Below are 14,855 nucleotides of genomic sequence, written 5' to 3' on the forward strand. Positions count from 1 at the left end.
ATTGCTGATACCGTCTGTTCTCTCAAGCGAAGGCTCTCTCCTGTACGAGGGTTCCACTCAACGAATTGGTGTAGCGCTCACGGATCTCCACATTTGCGATCTGGCCGATCAGGCTGTCCGGCCCTTCCACATGCACGGGCTGGAGGTAGGGGGAACGGCCCGAAAGCTGCCCCGCCTTGCGCCCGTGCCCTGTGAACAGCACCGGAACCACGTGTCCCACCGTCCCGTCGTTGAACGCGTCCTGCTGCGTGCGCAGCAGGGCCTGCAGCGCCTGCAGGCGGGCGTCCTTGACGTCTTCCGCGACTTGCAGCGGCGCGCCGGCGGCCGGCGTGCCGGGGCGGGGGGAATATTTGAACGAGAAGGCCTGCGCGAAGCCGACATCGCGGATCAGTTGCAGGGTCGCCTCGAAATCGGCGTCGGTTTCGCCCGGATGGCCGACGATGAAATCCGACGACAGCGCGATATCCGGCCGGGCGTCGCGCAGGCGCAGCACCAGGTCGCGATAATCGGCGGCGGTATGGCCGCGATTCATCGCATCCAGGATACGGTCGGACCCCGACTGCACCGGCAGGTGCAGGAATGGCATCAGCGCCGGCAGGTCGCGATGGGCGGCGATCAGGTCCGCATCCATGTCGCGCGGGTGCGACGTGGTGTAGCGGATGCGCGCCAGGCCGGGGATGGCGGCCAGGGCCTCGGCCAGGCGCGCCAGGCCCCACACGCGGCCGTCCGGCCCTTCGCCATGATAGGCGTTGACGTTCTGGCCCAGCAGCGTGATCTCGCGCGCGCCGCATTCCACCATGCGCCGGGCCTCGCGCAGCACCGACGCCACCGGGCGGCTGGCTTCGGCACCGCGCGTATAGGGCACCACGCAGAACGAGCAGAACTTGTCGCAGCCTTCCTGGATGGTCAGGAACGACGTGATGCCGCCGGGGCTCTGCGGGGCCTGCGCATCCGGCAGGAAGTCGAATTTCTGTTCCGCCGGGAAGTCGGTGTCGATCACGGCGCCGGCGGCGCGCGCCGCGCGCGCCACCATCTCCGGCAGGCGATGATAGGTCTGCGGACCCAGAACGATATCGACGAAGGGCGCGCGGGCCAGGATCTCCTTGCCTTCGGCCTGCGCCACGCAGCCGGCGACGGCCAGCACGGTCTGCTGTCCCTCCGTCGCCCGGGCTTCCTTGACCAGGCGCAGGCGTCCCAGTTCGGAAAACACCTTTTCCGCCGCGCGGTCGCGGATATGGCAGGTATTGAGGATGACCATGTCGGCGGTATCGGGCGTGTCCACCGGGTGATAGCCCAGCGGGCGCAGCACGTCGGTCATCCGCGCGCTGTCGTACACATTCATCTGGCAGCCCCACGTGATGACGTGCAGGCCCCGCGATCCTGACGCGGGGGCCAGATCCATGGCGGGAGGGCAGGCAGGCTGATCGGTCACGGCTGAGACTTCCTGGGCGCGCCGCCGGACCATCCCGCGCGGTCGCGGGAACACATCATATGTGTGGCGCTTCGGGTCAAGGCCTTCTGCCGGGCCTATGGCCCGCCGAACCGGGGTACGACAGCATCATCGTGCGGGCTGACCTCTCCTCGGGCAATGCCGGGCGTGGCGTCGTCTGTCTCCGCAATCTGGCAAAGGAAGCGGGGATATTGTCAAGGCAACTCTCCGAGTCCCGAATCAAAAAAACCGGCGTCCCCCATATGACGCCCTGTGCCGATGCGTCGCCGCACGGCTTTTTTTTATCGTCTTGTCAAACCATTGCCTTATATACGAGGCATACGGATCATTCGGACGCGCGCGCGTCCGAAGGCGGGGTGAACGGATGGCCGGCCGGCCCGTTAGCAGGAACGAAGACAAAGGCGGGACAGGGACACATTGACAGGGTCACGGCGGCCCCGTGCGACATCGCGGGGAAGGGCGAGCAGGGCGGATCGTGCCGGAGAAGATCGTGCCGGGGCCGGACGCACCGCGTCCCGTCGGGCCGTCCTGGTCGTGGGGCTGGTCGTCTTCGTGGGCTGGATGCCGCCGCCCGTTCGCGGCGCGGACCCGCAATCCTACGTCACCGTGATCCGCCCGACCGGCCAGGGCGACCTGGACGCGGCGATCAGCGCGTCCTCCAGCCTGCTGTCCCTGCAGAAGACCAAGGCCGTCAGCCCGTTCGCGCTCGCCGGCCGCATCCGCAACGATTACGACCGCCTGCGCACCGCCCTGGAAAGCTACGGCTACTACGCCGCGACGATCCGCATCGCCGTCGGACTGCGCGCCGGGGGGCACGCCGCGCCGTCGGCGCCGCCGGCGACGATGGATGGCCAGGACCCGCGCCTGCCGGAATGGCTGCTGGCGGTTCCCAAGGGGCAGGCCGTGCAGGTCACCATCACGCCGGTCCGGGGCGACATCTTCCATCTGGGGCAGGTGACGCTGAAGCCGTCGCCGGAGGACGGCACGGCCCCGATCGTCCTCAACGCCCCGGAACGCACCGCCCTGGGCGTGGCCTCGGGCCATCCGGCCATCGCGTCCGACGTGCTGGCGGGCGGGGTGAACCTGCAGGCGGAACTGAAGGAGGAAGGCCACGCCCTGGCGCAGGTCGGCACGCCCAAGGCCTGGCTGCGGCCCCAGACCCATACGCTGGACGTCGAATACACCGTGCGGCGCGGGCCGATCGTGACGATCGGCGCCATCGCGCTGTCCGGGCTGAAGCGGACCCATCCCGCCTATATCGCGCGGCGGATCACCCTGCACCCCGACCAGCTTTACCAGCCGTCACACATCGAGGCGGCGCGGCAGGACCTGGCGTCGCTCGGCGTGTTTTCCGACGTGCAGGCCAGCGACGCGCCGCCGCTGACGGCTGGCCGGCAAATGCCGCTGAACTTCGCCTTCACCGAGGGCAAGCAGCGGATGGCGGAGGTGGAGGGCGGATATTCCACCGACCTGGGCGGCCGGGGCGGCGTAAGCTGGACGCACAACAACATCTTCGGCAATGCCGAGCGCCTGCGCCTGACCACCCTGGTGACGGGACTGGGCGGTTCGGCGCAGCAGGGGCTGGGCTATGACGTATATGCCGACCTGCTGAAGCCGGATTTCGGTGACCGCGACCAGAACCTGAGCGTGCGGGTCGAGGGAATCCGCCAGTTGCTCTATTCCTACCGGCAGACGGCGCTGCTGGTCCGCGCGGGCATCGTCCGCCATCTGGGGCGGCGATGGACGGTGTCTTTCGGCGGCGAGGCCGAACAGGAACATATCGAACAGATGGGGATGTCCAACGACTACACCATCGTGTCCCTGCCCCTGTCCGCGACCTATGACAGCACGGGGCTGACCAACCCGATCGACCCCGCGACCCACGGGGTGCGCATCGCCGCCAGCGCGACGCCCTCGGCCTCCCTGATCAGCGGCACGTCGTTCTTCACCATCCTGCAGGCGACGGCATCCACCTATTTCGACCTGTCGCATGTGGGCCTTTCGCGGCCCGGGCGCAGCGTCTTCGCGTTTCGCGGCGTCGTCGGCAGCGTGCAGGGGGCTTCGACGTTCGAGATTCCGCCTGATCAACGCCTGTATGCCGGCGGCAGCGCGACCGTGCGCGGCTTCCGCTACCAGGGCGTGGGGCCGCAATTTCCCAACAGCAAATACGCGATCGGCGGCACGTCGATGGATGCGGGCACCGTGGAATTCCGCCAGCGCCTGTTCCGCAGCTTCGGCGCGGCGCTGTTCGCCGATGCCGGCCAGGTCGACACCGGCAGCAGCCCCCTGCATGGCACGCTGCGCGTCGGCGCAGGGGCAGGGGTGCGGTACTATACGCCGATCGGCCCGGTGCGGGTGGACGTCGCGTTCCCGCTGAACCGGCCGGCGCAAGGCGATACGTGGGAACTCTATATCGGCCTGGGGGAAACCTTCTGATGGCGCCCGACAGTCCCGCTCCGACCCCGCCATCCGCCCGCGTGCCGGGGCGCCGCTGGCGCCGGATCGCCGCATGGACCGCCGGCATGGTGGTGGGCGTGCCGCTGGGCCTGGTCCTGATCGCCACGCTGGGCATCCTGGTCGCCGCCAATACCGGCTGGGGCCGCCATGCCATCGAACGGCAGACCGCGTCGCTGACCGGCGGCACCGTGACGCTCCAGGGGGTGTCGGGCCGGTTTCCCGATGCGCTCAGGATCGGCCATATCGCCCTGAACGACCGCAACGGGACGTGGCTTGCCATCGACGGGCTGGTGCTGGACTGGCGGCCGACCTATCTGCTGGCCAGGCGCGCGCGCATCGACCGGATCGCGATGGACCGCCTGGCCATTCCCCGGTTGCAGGCCGCGTCCACCACACCGTCCGCGCCCTCGACCGGCCGCAAGGGCGGGCTGGATCTCGGCATCGATATCCGCGCCGTCCACATCGCCCGGATCGAGGTCGGGGCCGATATCGCCGGGGTGGCGGCGGACTTCGCCCTGGATGGCCAGGCGCGTCTGGCCCATATCGCCCCGGTGCTGAACGGGGTCAGCGTCGCGACATTGCCCGACGCGCGGATCGACCTGCGCCTGAAGCGCCTGGACCGCGACGGGACGCTGGCCCTGCGCACCGACATCGTGCCCCGGCGCCTGGGATTGCATCTGACGGCCGATGAGGGACCGGGCGGCTTCGCCTCCACGGCCGGGCTGGAGCCCCTGGACCCGTTGCACCTGGTGCTGGACCTGGATGGTCCGCGTGATGCGAACCACCTGGATTTTGCACTGAAATCGGGGGAATTAACTTCTAAAATAAGTGGCTTGATCGACTTCATTCACGTCAAGACTCAACTGTCGATCGGCGTTCATGCGCCGGCCATGACGGTGCGGGACGGCATCGGCTGGCAGGGTATCGCGCTGGATGCCCACCTGTCGGGCGACGTGCATCATCCGGTCGGCCAGGGGCAACTGACGCTGGACCAGCTTGCCGCGTCCGGGGTCGCCGCCAGCCGGGTGCTGGTGACGTTCGACGGGCATGAATCGGCGGCGGGCCAGCCGGCCCTGGCCCGCCTGCATGCCGCGATCGACGGGCTGTCGATCCCCGGCGCCCGGCCGACCGTATTCGCCGCCGATCCGCTGACGCTGGATCTGGCGCTGCATCCCGATGAGGCCGACTGGCCGCTGGATATCGGCCTGAACCATACCCTGCTGCATCTGACGGGCCGGGTCATGACCGCCAAGCCGGCGCATGGGGATTTCGACCTGACGGTGCCGCAACTGGGGCCGCTGGCGGCGGCGGCCCCGGTGGCGCTGGCCGGCCGGCTGGGCCTGCACGGATCGTTCGCCATGCCGACCCGGCCCGAGGGCGAGATCGGCCTGGCGCTGGATGGCGATCTGGGCATCACCGGCGGCATACGGCAAGCGGCCGATCTGGTGGGGCCGGATGGCAAGCTGGCCCTGCGCGCCGCGATCACGCGCGGCCATGGCGACAGCCCGCGCGTGATGCGCATCGACCGGCTGACCCTGGACGGGCAGGCCGTGCACCTGGCCGTGACGGGCAGCCAGACGGGGGCGCGGGCGGCCGGTTCGCCAGTGCGGGAAGCCGGCGGAATGCTGGACGCCACGGTGCATCTGGCGGTGGACGACCTGCAACGCGCACTGCCCGCGCTGCGGGGGCAGGCGGCGCTGAACCTGGCCGTCAACGGGCCGATGAACGACCTGTCCGCTACCGCGCACCTTCAGGGGCAGTTGGGCACCACCGGGATGCCGGCGGGGCCGATCATGCTGGATGCGGTGTTCCACCATCTGCCCGCGACCCCGCAGGGCACGGTGCTGGCGCAGGGCAGCCTGGACGGTGCGCCCCTGTCGGTCGCGGCCGACCTGGAACAGGACGCGGAGGGCAGGCGCACCCTGGACCTGGGGCACCTGGACTGGAAGAGCGCGTCGGGAAAGGGGCGCCTGGTCCTGAATCCCGGCAAAGTGGTACCGCTGGGCACGCTGGACCTGCAGATGACGCGCCTGGCCGACCTGTCGCGCCTGGTCGGGCAGGATGTATCCGGTTCGGTGGTGGCCTCGGTCCGTACGTCGGACACGCCGAAGGGCGGACAGGACGCTTCGCCGCCGGTCGTGACGCTGCATCTTGACGGCAGCCTGGCCAGCGCGCGGGCCAGCCTGCGCCGGGTGACGCTGGCGGGCACCGTCGCCGACCCGCTGGGCGCGATGCGCACCGACATGGCGCTCAAGCTCGACGGACTGGCGATGAAGGGTGCGGCGGGCAACGCCAGCATAACCGCCCGTGGCCCGCAGGACGCGCTGGCGATCGCAGCCACGGCGTCATTGCCCGACCTGATGGGTGCGCCGGCCGCGCTGACCACCGCCATGGTCCTGGACGTGCCCGGGCGATCGGTCGCGCTCCGTACCCTGCAGGCGAATGCGCGGGGCGAATCCGTACGCCTGCTGGCCCCGGCGCGGATCGGCTTCGGCAAGGCGATCGGGGTCGACCGCCTGCGTGCGACCCTGGCGCCCCCCGGCGTCGCGCCCGCGCAGATCGACATTGCCGGCACGGTGAAGCCCGCCCTGGCCCTGACCGCCACGATCGACAACCTGACCCCCGCCATCGCCCGGCCGTTCATGCCGTCGCTTCGCGCGGATGGGACAATGACGGCCCGCGCCGTCCTGCGCGGCACGTTGGCCAGCCCGCAGGGAACGGTGACGGTGGCGGCCCGCAACATGAAATACAACGCCGATTTCAGCGGCGCCCTGCCGCCGGCCAGCCTGGACGCCACGGCGCAGCTCTCGGGCACGCAGGCGCGGATCGACGCGACCGCGCGGGCCGGCGCGATGGTCGACCTGGCGGTGCGCGGGACGGTGCCGACCGGGGCGTCGGGCGCGATGGCGCTCCAGACCAGCGGGCGGATCAACCTGGCGGCGGCGAATGCCTATCTGGGTGCCCAGGGGCGGCAGGTCGAAGGCACGGTGCAACTGGCGCTGGGCGTCGGTGGGCCGTTTTCGGCACCCCAGGCTTCCGGCACCCTCACGCTGGCAGGGGGTCAGATCCATGATTACGCCCAGGGGGTGCAGCTTTCGAACATGGCGGGCACGATCGTGGCGCGGAAGGATGTGCTTGCGATCGACAATTTCTCGGCCTCGGCCGGGCCGGGCCGGATCACGGTGAACGGAACGCTGGGGGCCTTCCAGCCCGGCCTGCCGATCGACCTGCGGATTACCGCCGATCATGCCCGGCCGCTGTCCAGCGACCTGGTTACCGCCGAAATCAACACCGACATGACGATCCGGGGCAGGCTGGCCTCGCGGATCGACGTGGCCGGGCGGGTGGTCATCCCGCATGCCGAAATCAACATTCCCAATTCCCTGCCGCCGTCGATCGCCCGGCTTGACGTCATCCGCCCCGGCGCGGACGGGCAGGTGCCGCAGGATACCGGCAGCAGCCTTGTCGTCGGGCTGGACGTCACCGCGTCCTCGCCGGGCCAGATGTTCGTGCGCGGACATGGGCTGGATGCGGAAATGCAGGGACGGCTGCATGTCGGCGGCACGGCCGACGCGCCGGCCATTACCGGCGGGTTCGACATGCGGCGCGGCAATTTCAACCTGGCGGGAATCTCGCTGGACTTCACCAAGGGGCGGGTGGCCTTCAACGGGTCCGGCGTCACGCAGGCGATCGACCCAACCCTGGATTTCGAGGCCGAACGCGCGACGAATGCCGGCACGGCCCGGCTGGTCGTGGGCGGATATGCCAGCGCGCCGAAGATCACTTTTTCCTCCTCGCCGCCCCTGTCGCAGGACCAGATCATGGCGATGCTGCTGTTCGGGACGGATGCCCAGTCGCTGTCACCGACCCAGATGGCCGAGATCGCGGGTGCCGTTGCGACCCTGACCGGCGGATCGGCCTTCGACCCGTTGGCCAAGGTGCGCAACACGCTGGGGCTGGACCGGCTGCAACTGGCCGGCGGCTCCGGCGTCGGCAAGGGCACCGGCACCAGCGTCGAGGCCGGGAAATACGTGATGCGTGGCGTCTATGTCGGCGCCAAGCAGGCCACGTCCGGTTCCGGCACGCAGGCGCAGGTCCAGGTGGACCTGACACGGCGGCTGAAGCTGAACACGACGGTCGGGACCGGGGGGAACGTCACCGGCTTCACCACGCCCGAGAACGATCCCGGCAGCAGTGTCGGCCTGTCGTACCAGTATCGATACTGAACGCGGAGGCTGCTTCAAAAGTCCTGCTGCTGGCGATCCGACGCGCGTTTCCTGCGCTCCGCTGCTCACGGCCCGTAAGGCCGCTCCGCTTCGGTGCTCAAAAACACACGACGGACGCGGCCCTTCGGGCCGATCTCGCTCAGCATCAGGACTTTTGAAACAGCCTCTCAGGCATGCCGGCCGCCATCTGTTCCAGGATGGCGGCGGTCCCGGCCACGACGTCGTCCCAGGCGTGCGGGCGTGGCTGCCGGATGATGCGCAGGGTCGGATACCACGGGCTGTCCTCGCGCCCCGACAGCCAGCGCCAGCAATTGTCGTAGCGGTCCAGCATGATAACCGGCCGGCCGAGCGCGCCGGCCAGATGCACGATCGACGTATCGACCGACACCACCACGTCCAGCGACGCGACCAGCGCCGCCGTGTCGTCCATGTCGCGCACGTCCTCCATCGGGTCGTACAGCCGCATGTCGTCGGGCAGGTCGGCCATCTGGGCGGTCGCCGGCCCTTTCTGCAGGCTGACCAGATTGATGCCGGCGACGCGGCCCAGCGGTGCCAGCGCCGCCAGCTTCATCGACCGCCGGCGGTCGGTCATATAGGCCTTCGTCACGTCGGGGCGGGAGGAGCCTGCCCAGACCACGCCGACATTCAGCCGCCCGTTGGACGGCAGATAGGGCCGCCAGTGCCGGACCAGTTCGGGCGAGGCGGTCAGGTAGGGCGGCGGGTCGCCCATCGCCTCGGCGGTCGCGGCGAAGACCCGGGGCAGGCTGATCAGCGGGCAATGCCAGTCATGGGCTGGCACCGGGGCCGGGGCCGGCTGGTCGCCGGTGATGACCCGATGCAGGCCGGCGATGCGCCGGACCAGGGGCGCCAAAGTCTCGGGCACCCGTACGGTCAGGCGCGCCCCCCGGCGGACCAGCGGGGGAAGATAGCGCAGATACATCAGCGTATCGCCCAGCCCTTCCTCGTGCGTCAGCAGGATATGTGTGCCGGCGATGTCCAGGTCCGGGGTCAGCGACGGCATCAGGGTGGCGGCCGACACGCTGGCATGGCCCGGCAGGCGGAAGCGCCATTCATGCTCGGTCCACCCCTCGGCGTAGCGCCCGGCCTTCAGCAGCGCGATCGAGTGGTTCAGCCGGACGCGGGCGTCGTCGGGGCGCAGCGCGATGGCCTGGCGGAAATGGTCCAGCGCGGCGTCGAACGTGTTTTCGGCCGCCAGCAGGTGGCCGCGGTTGGCATGGGTCGTCGCATCGTCGGGATGGGCTGCCAGCACGCGGCGGAAGATGGCGTCGGCTTCGGCATTGCGGCCCTGTTCCGACAGGCACGCCGCCATCAGGTTCTGCGCGGACAGGCTGTCGGGGCGCAGGTCGATGGCCGTCCGCAACCGGGCCTCGGCATCGCGGAAGCGCCCGAGCTGGATCAGCAGGTCGCCCAGCGATTCATGGGCGCGCCCGTCATGCGGCGTGCGGGCGACGACTTCCTGCAGCACGGGTTCGGCATCCGCGCGGCGGTTCTGGGCGACCAGCAGCGTGACCAGGTCGTAGGCCGGATGGACGGCGGCGGGGTAGCGAAGGGCCAGGGCGCAGAACAGCGCCGCCGCGCGAACAGGTTCATGGCTGCCGCCCAGCGCATAGGCCAGCAGCAGGTTCAGCCGCTCGTCGGGGTGTTCGCCGGGGCGGATGCCGGGCCGGGCCGCCAGGGGTTCCAGCAGCGCCCGCGCGTCGGCGAACCGCCCGGCCCTGATCCAGTCCAGGGCCTGCCGCAGGGGGGCATTCAGGTCGGCAGGCGGGGAATCCGGGTCGGCGATCGTTTTCATGAAGACTTCATGGCGCGGAACCGTGCGGCGGGTCCAGCATGGCGTGAACCTGCTTCAGGACCGCCGAGGGCTCGAAGGGCTTGCCCACATAGCTATCGCGGTTCGCGCTTACGGCCGATCCGTCGCCCCGCGCGGCGGTGCCGGTCACGTACAGCACCGGCAGGTCCGGCCATTTGGCCCGGGCCGCCGCCGCCACGTCCGATCCGCTCATCGGACCGGGAATCCGCATGTCGGTCAGCAGGATCGACAGGCAGGGCTGGGCATCGATGGCGGCCAGGGCGGTGGCGGTATCGTCGGCCTCCACGACCGTGAAGCCGCCACGCTCGCGCAGATAGGCGGCCAGGGCCATGCGAATCAGGAAATCGTCCTCGACAAGCAGGATCGGGGCTTTATCCATGGGCACGGCATCGGGCAGATGTGTCGGTGTCAGGTGAGTCATGGGCTGTTCCAACGCACCGGACCGGGGACGGTTCATGGCGGGTGCCCGGGATGGCTGAACAGACCTGCGCTGATGCGATAAGCTGCCGGGCGCGTCACGCGACAACAGGATGGCCGGAATGATCGACCCGTTTACATGGCTTGCCGGATGGATCCAGGAAAACTGGCTGATCCCGATCCTCTACCGTTTCGGATGGATGGAGTGGGAGGACACGTCCTTCCTGTGGGCGATGTTCGCGATCTATGGCGTGCTGCAGGTCGTGCTGAACCTGGCGATCTGCATGCCGCTGGAACGGTTCTGGCCGCTGCGGACATGGGAAAACCGCGACAATGTGACGATGGATGTCGTCTATACCCTGATCGCGCGGATCGGCATCTTCCCGCTGGTGACGTTCTTCGGATTCTACGAGATCCAGACCTGGATGAACGGGGTCCTGACCGATCACGGCTATATTCCGCCCACCCTGGAATCCACCTTTCCCACGCTGATGGACTGGCCGGTCGCGACCTTCTTCCTGTACGCGGTGATCCTGGATTTCGCCGATTACTGGCGGCACCGGCTGTCGCATGTCTTTGCCTGGTGGTACGGGCTGCATGCGCTGCACCATGCCCAGACGCAGATGACCTTCTGGTCGGATGATCGCAACCACCTGGTGGACGACGTCATCTCGTATGTCTGGGCGATCGCCGTGGGCCTGCTGATCGGGGTGCCGCCGCTGCAGTTTCCGCTGCTGATCCTGGTGCTGCGCCTGGTCGAAAGCCTGTCGCATGCCAATACGCGGGTGGGTTTCGGCTGGCTGGGCGAACGGCTTCTGGTTTCGCCGCAGTTCCACCGCGTGCATCACGGCCTGCGCTCGGCCGGGCGCAATTCCTGCAATTACGGCTCGGTCTTTCCCTGGTGGGACATGATCCTGCGCACCGCGAATTTCTCGCACAGCGTGGTGGAGACCGGGGACCCGAAGGCCGAGGCCGCCCTGGTCAGCGGCGGCTGGCTGGCCCAGCAGGCGGCCGGGCTGCGGCTGTCCTGGCGTCTGGCGACCCGGCGCTGGCGGCGGGCAGGGGCCGCGGTTCGTCCAGCCCCACGGCACGGTTGACGATGCGCACGACCCGGGACCGGATCCGCTACGTCCTGCTGTTCGAAACCCTGGGGCTGGCCATGGTGGTGCCGGGCGGGCAGGCGGTACTGGGCATCCGTGCCGCCGACATGGGCGCGATCGGGCTCGGCTCGACCAGTGTCGCGGTCCTGTGGAACTACATCTTCAACCGGGGGTTCGACCGTGCGCTGCTGGCGCTGAAGGGCACGACGCACAAGGTGCTGGCCGACCGTCTGGCGCATGCCGTGCTGTACCAGGTCGGGCTGATCGTGATGCTGGTGCCCGCGATCGCCCTGTATCTGGGCCAGGGGCTGCTGTCCGCGTTCGTGGCCAATATCAGCCTGACCCTGTTCTACCTGGTGTACAATTTCGCCTTCACCTGGGCCTACGACATCGTCTTTCCCGTTCCGGCCGCAGCCCTTCCGCACGGCGGCCGGGCATGAAAAAGGCCCTGGAAGACGCGCTTTCAGGGCCTTTTTCCATCATCCCGGGGAGGGGCGTCAGGCCGCCTTCATCGCCGCCGTCAGGGCTTCCAGAACCGCCGTGGGTTCCTTGCCCTCCAGCACCGCGACCTCGGCCACGAAGCGTTCCTGGGCGGCTTCGAACAGCTTGCGCTCGCTGAAGCTGCCGTCCAGGCTGTCGACATTGCGGCGCAGGTCGCGCAGCACCTCGGCGATCTGCACCAGGTCGCCGGAATTGATCTTTTCCTGGTAGGCGACGGCGCGGCGGGCCCACATGCCACGGCTGACATGCGGCTTTCCCTTGATGATCGCCATCGCCTTGTCCACGATTTCGCGCGACACGATCTTGCGCAATCCCGCCTTGCGCGCCTTCGCCAGCGGAATGCGCAGGGTCATCTGGTTGCCGGGAAACGAAATCTGGATCATTTCCAGCTTGGTGCCCGCGATCTCGTCAATGCCGATGCGATCCACCCGTCCGACGCCATGCGCGGCATAGACGATGGCGTCGCCTTCGCGGAACGGGTCCTCATCCTTGACCTTGGTCTTGGCCTGCGCGGCGGTTGCGGCAGCGGCGGTGCGGGCCATCGCATCGGTCACGCCGCCCTTCGGGGTCGTTCTGAACATGCTCATGCAATACTGTATATCACATTTTTCGTAACATGTCTCGGTCCCCCGCCGGGTGGGGGTGTGGTCAGGATTGCACGCCGCGCACCGGCGCAATGGGGCCGCCGACCGGCTGGCCCGCCGGCTGCAGCAGGTCGATTTCGATCGTCCTGGCCATGGTCAGCATCGGCATGGCGTGCGGCGAGCGGACGAACGGTTCCTGCAGGTCGCTGCCGATCTTGTCCAGCGCCACGAACAGCAGGCCGACCAGGGACGACCCCAGGGGCGTGATCCAGCCCAGCGTCTGCACCATCGACAGCGGCAGCACGACGCAGAACACATTCGCCACCAGCCGGGGAATCAGGGAAAACTGGATCGCCAGCGGCGTGTTGCGAATGCGCTCCAGCCCCCCCTGGGCATTGGCCAGGTCGGACAGGATGCGGTCGATCTGGCCGTGGACGGCCCCGTCGATTCCCTGCCGTGCGACCTCCTGGTTCACGGCTAGGCCGATCTGGTAGAGGATCGCATTCGGCTGGTTCGTCCAGCCGGCGATGGCCTGCTGCATCGGGGGCGGCAGCAGGCGCTCCACGTCCTCGGCGCAGTCCAGGCGGCCCAGCGCGCCGCGCAGGGCATAGGGATAGGCCGCCATGGCCCGCGCCAGGTCGGGCCGCCCGCCCAGCAGCGAGCCCGCCTGCCGCCCGAAGGACCGGCAATTGTTGGTGATGGCGCCCCACAGGGTCCGTGCCTCCCACCAGCGATTATAGGCGGCGGTGTTCCGCACGCTCAGGAACAGCACGACCGCCGAACCGATCAGCGAGACCGGCAGCGTGGGCTGTTCCATCCAGTCCTGATGATAGACCTGGAACATGATGACGACGAAGACGTCCCACGCGCCCAGGATGGCCAGCGCCAGCAGGCTTTCGCGCATCAGAATGAACAATCCGATCCGCCGGTCGACAATCATCGCAGTTCTCTCCCTTTCGATGGGTCGGATTCACGTGGACCATAGTGGCTGACATGGCATGACCGGAAAGACAATGTCCTGCCGGGAAAGATGAAATTTGTGACGAACGGGACATCTTCTGTCGCAGTCGGCGCGGGGCACGGGCCCGATCCGCGCCATTGACCATGCCAATACCAGGGGGCTTTATGGCCCAGACGATTCCAGATCCGACACGGGGAGTATCGTAGTCATGGATGTCAGAGCGGCTGTCGCCTTCGAGGCAGGCAAACCCCTTGAAATCGAAACCGTCCAGCTCGAAGGCCCCCGCGCGGGCGAGGTCCTGGTCGAGATCAGGGCCACGGGCCTGTGCCATACCGACAAGTTCACCCTGTCCGGCGCGGACCCCGAGGGGCTGTTCCCCGCCATCCTGGGGCACGAGGGCGCCGGCGTGGTGGTCGAGGTCGGGCCGGGGGTGACGCACCTGAAGCCCGGCGACCACGTGATCCCGCTCTACACCCCCGAATGCCGCGAATGTAAATCCTGCCTGTCGCGCAAGACCAACCTGTGTACCGCGATCCGCTCGACGCAGGGAAAGGGCCTGATGCCCGACGGCACGTCGCGCTTTTCCTACAAGGGGCGGCCGATCCGTCATTACATGGGCTGCTCGACCTTCGCGAACTACACGGTCCTGCCCGAGATCGCGCTGGCGAAAATCCGCCCCGACGCGCCGTTCGACAAGGTCTGCTATATCGGCTGCGGCGTCACCACCGGCATCGGCGCGGTCCTGTTTACCGCCAAGGTGGAAACGGGATCGACCGTCGTGGTGTTCGGCCTGGGCGGGATCGGTCTGAACGTCATCCAGGGGGCCAGGATGGTGGGGGCCGACATGATCGTCGGCGTCGACATCAATCCGGCGCGCGAGGCGATGGCGCGCAAGTTCGGCATGACGCATTTCGTCAATCCGAAGGACCTGGGGCCCGACGGCGACATCGTCGGCCATCTGGTCGAACTGACGGGCGGCGGCGCGGATTATTCGTTCGAATGCGTGGGCAACCCGACGCTGATGCGCCAGGCGCTGGAATGTTCCCATCGCGGCTGGGGTCTTTCGACCATCATCGGCGTGGCCGGTGCGGGGCAGGAAATCAGCACCCGCCCGTTCCAACTCGTCACCGGCCGGCGGTGGATCGGCTCGGCCTTCGGCGGCGCGCGCGGGCGCACGGACGTGCCGAAGATCGTGGACTGGTACATGGAGGGCAAGATCAACATCGACGACCTGATCACCCACACGCTGCCGCTGTCGCGCATCAACGAGGGATTCGACCTGATGGCGCGGGGCGAGAGCATCCGCACCGTCGTCGAATTCTGATCCG

The 14,855-nt window shown here is 68.5% G+C and carries 10 protein-coding genes; 5 read left to right on the forward strand and 5 right to left on the reverse strand.

Annotated features, from left to right (window positions below):
* Positions 1 to 22 precede the first annotated feature (22 nt).
* Positions 23 to 1,402, reverse strand: a complete 1,380-nt coding sequence (gene miaB / locus GDI_RS08765) for a tRNA (N6-isopentenyl adenosine(37)-C2)-methylthiotransferase MiaB (protein ID WP_041249370.1) — start codon at positions 1,400 to 1,402, stop codon at positions 23 to 25.
* A 609-nt stretch (positions 1,403 to 2,011) separates the two neighbouring features.
* On the opposite strand from miaB, the gene GDI_RS08770 reads away from it, so the two are divergent.
* A complete protein-coding gene (locus tag GDI_RS08770) occupies positions 2,012 to 3,886 on the forward strand; it encodes an autotransporter assembly complex protein TamA (RefSeq protein ID WP_144880023.1) in 1,875 nt (624 codons plus the stop codon).
* Entirely contained in the window at positions 3,886 to 8,133 is a 4,248-nt protein-coding gene (locus tag GDI_RS08775) for a translocation/assembly module TamB domain-containing protein (RefSeq protein ID WP_012225400.1), read from the forward strand. Before GDI_RS08770 ends, GDI_RS08775 begins: the two co-directional genes overlap by 1 nt.
* A gap of 145 nt (positions 8,134 to 8,278) precedes the next feature.
* Here the strand turns inward: GDI_RS08775 and GDI_RS08780 are convergent, their stop codons facing one another.
* Together GDI_RS08780 and GDI_RS08785 are read right to left on the reverse strand one after the other, a co-directional pair.
* Entirely contained in the window at positions 8,279 to 9,946 is a 1,668-nt protein-coding gene (locus tag GDI_RS08780) for a tetratricopeptide repeat protein (RefSeq protein ID WP_012225402.1), read from the reverse strand.
* A 7-nt stretch (positions 9,947 to 9,953) separates the two neighbouring features.
* The gene (locus GDI_RS08785; protein WP_012552951.1) at positions 9,954 to 10,385 is read right to left on the reverse strand and encodes a response regulator; all 432 of its coding nucleotides are present in this window, start codon (positions 10,383 to 10,385) and stop codon (positions 9,954 to 9,956) included.
* A 118-nt stretch (positions 10,386 to 10,503) separates the two neighbouring features.
* Between GDI_RS08785 and GDI_RS08790 the strand changes: the two genes are divergently transcribed.
* Both GDI_RS08790 and GDI_RS08795 read left to right on the forward strand, forming a co-directional pair.
* Positions 10,504 to 11,478, forward strand: a complete 975-nt coding sequence (locus GDI_RS08790; protein ID WP_012225410.1) for a sterol desaturase family protein — start codon at positions 10,504 to 10,506, stop codon at positions 11,476 to 11,478.
* Between the two features lie 2 nt (positions 11,479 to 11,480).
* The gene (locus GDI_RS08795; protein WP_012225411.1) at positions 11,481 to 11,921 is read left to right on the forward strand and encodes a PACE efflux transporter; all 441 of its coding nucleotides are present in this window, start codon (positions 11,481 to 11,483) and stop codon (positions 11,919 to 11,921) included.
* Positions 11,922 to 11,978: 57 nt separating this feature from the next.
* Here the strand turns inward: GDI_RS08795 and GDI_RS08800 are convergent, their stop codons facing one another.
* Positions 11,979 to 12,569 (reverse strand): CarD family transcriptional regulator, encoded by a 591-nt coding sequence (locus GDI_RS08800; RefSeq protein WP_012225412.1) that lies wholly within the window; start codon positions 12,567 to 12,569, stop codon positions 11,979 to 11,981.
* Positions 12,570 to 12,630: 61 nt separating this feature from the next.
* Positions 12,631 to 13,506, reverse strand: coding sequence for a bestrophin family protein (locus tag GDI_RS08805; RefSeq protein WP_012225413.1), 876 nt, complete (start codon positions 13,504 to 13,506; stop codon positions 12,631 to 12,633).
* Between the two features lie 229 nt (positions 13,507 to 13,735).
* Here GDI_RS08805 and GDI_RS08810 point away from each other — a divergent pair, with 229 nt between their 5' ends.
* Positions 13,736 to 14,851 (forward strand): S-(hydroxymethyl)glutathione dehydrogenase/class III alcohol dehydrogenase, encoded by a 1,116-nt coding sequence (locus GDI_RS08810; RefSeq protein WP_012225414.1) that lies wholly within the window; start codon positions 13,736 to 13,738, stop codon positions 14,849 to 14,851.
* The last annotated feature ends 4 nt before the right edge of the window (positions 14,852 to 14,855 follow it).

It is taken from the genome of Gluconacetobacter diazotrophicus PA1 5, from assembly GCF_000067045.1.
Lineage (GTDB): Bacteria > Pseudomonadota > Alphaproteobacteria > Acetobacterales > Acetobacteraceae > Gluconacetobacter > Gluconacetobacter diazotrophicus.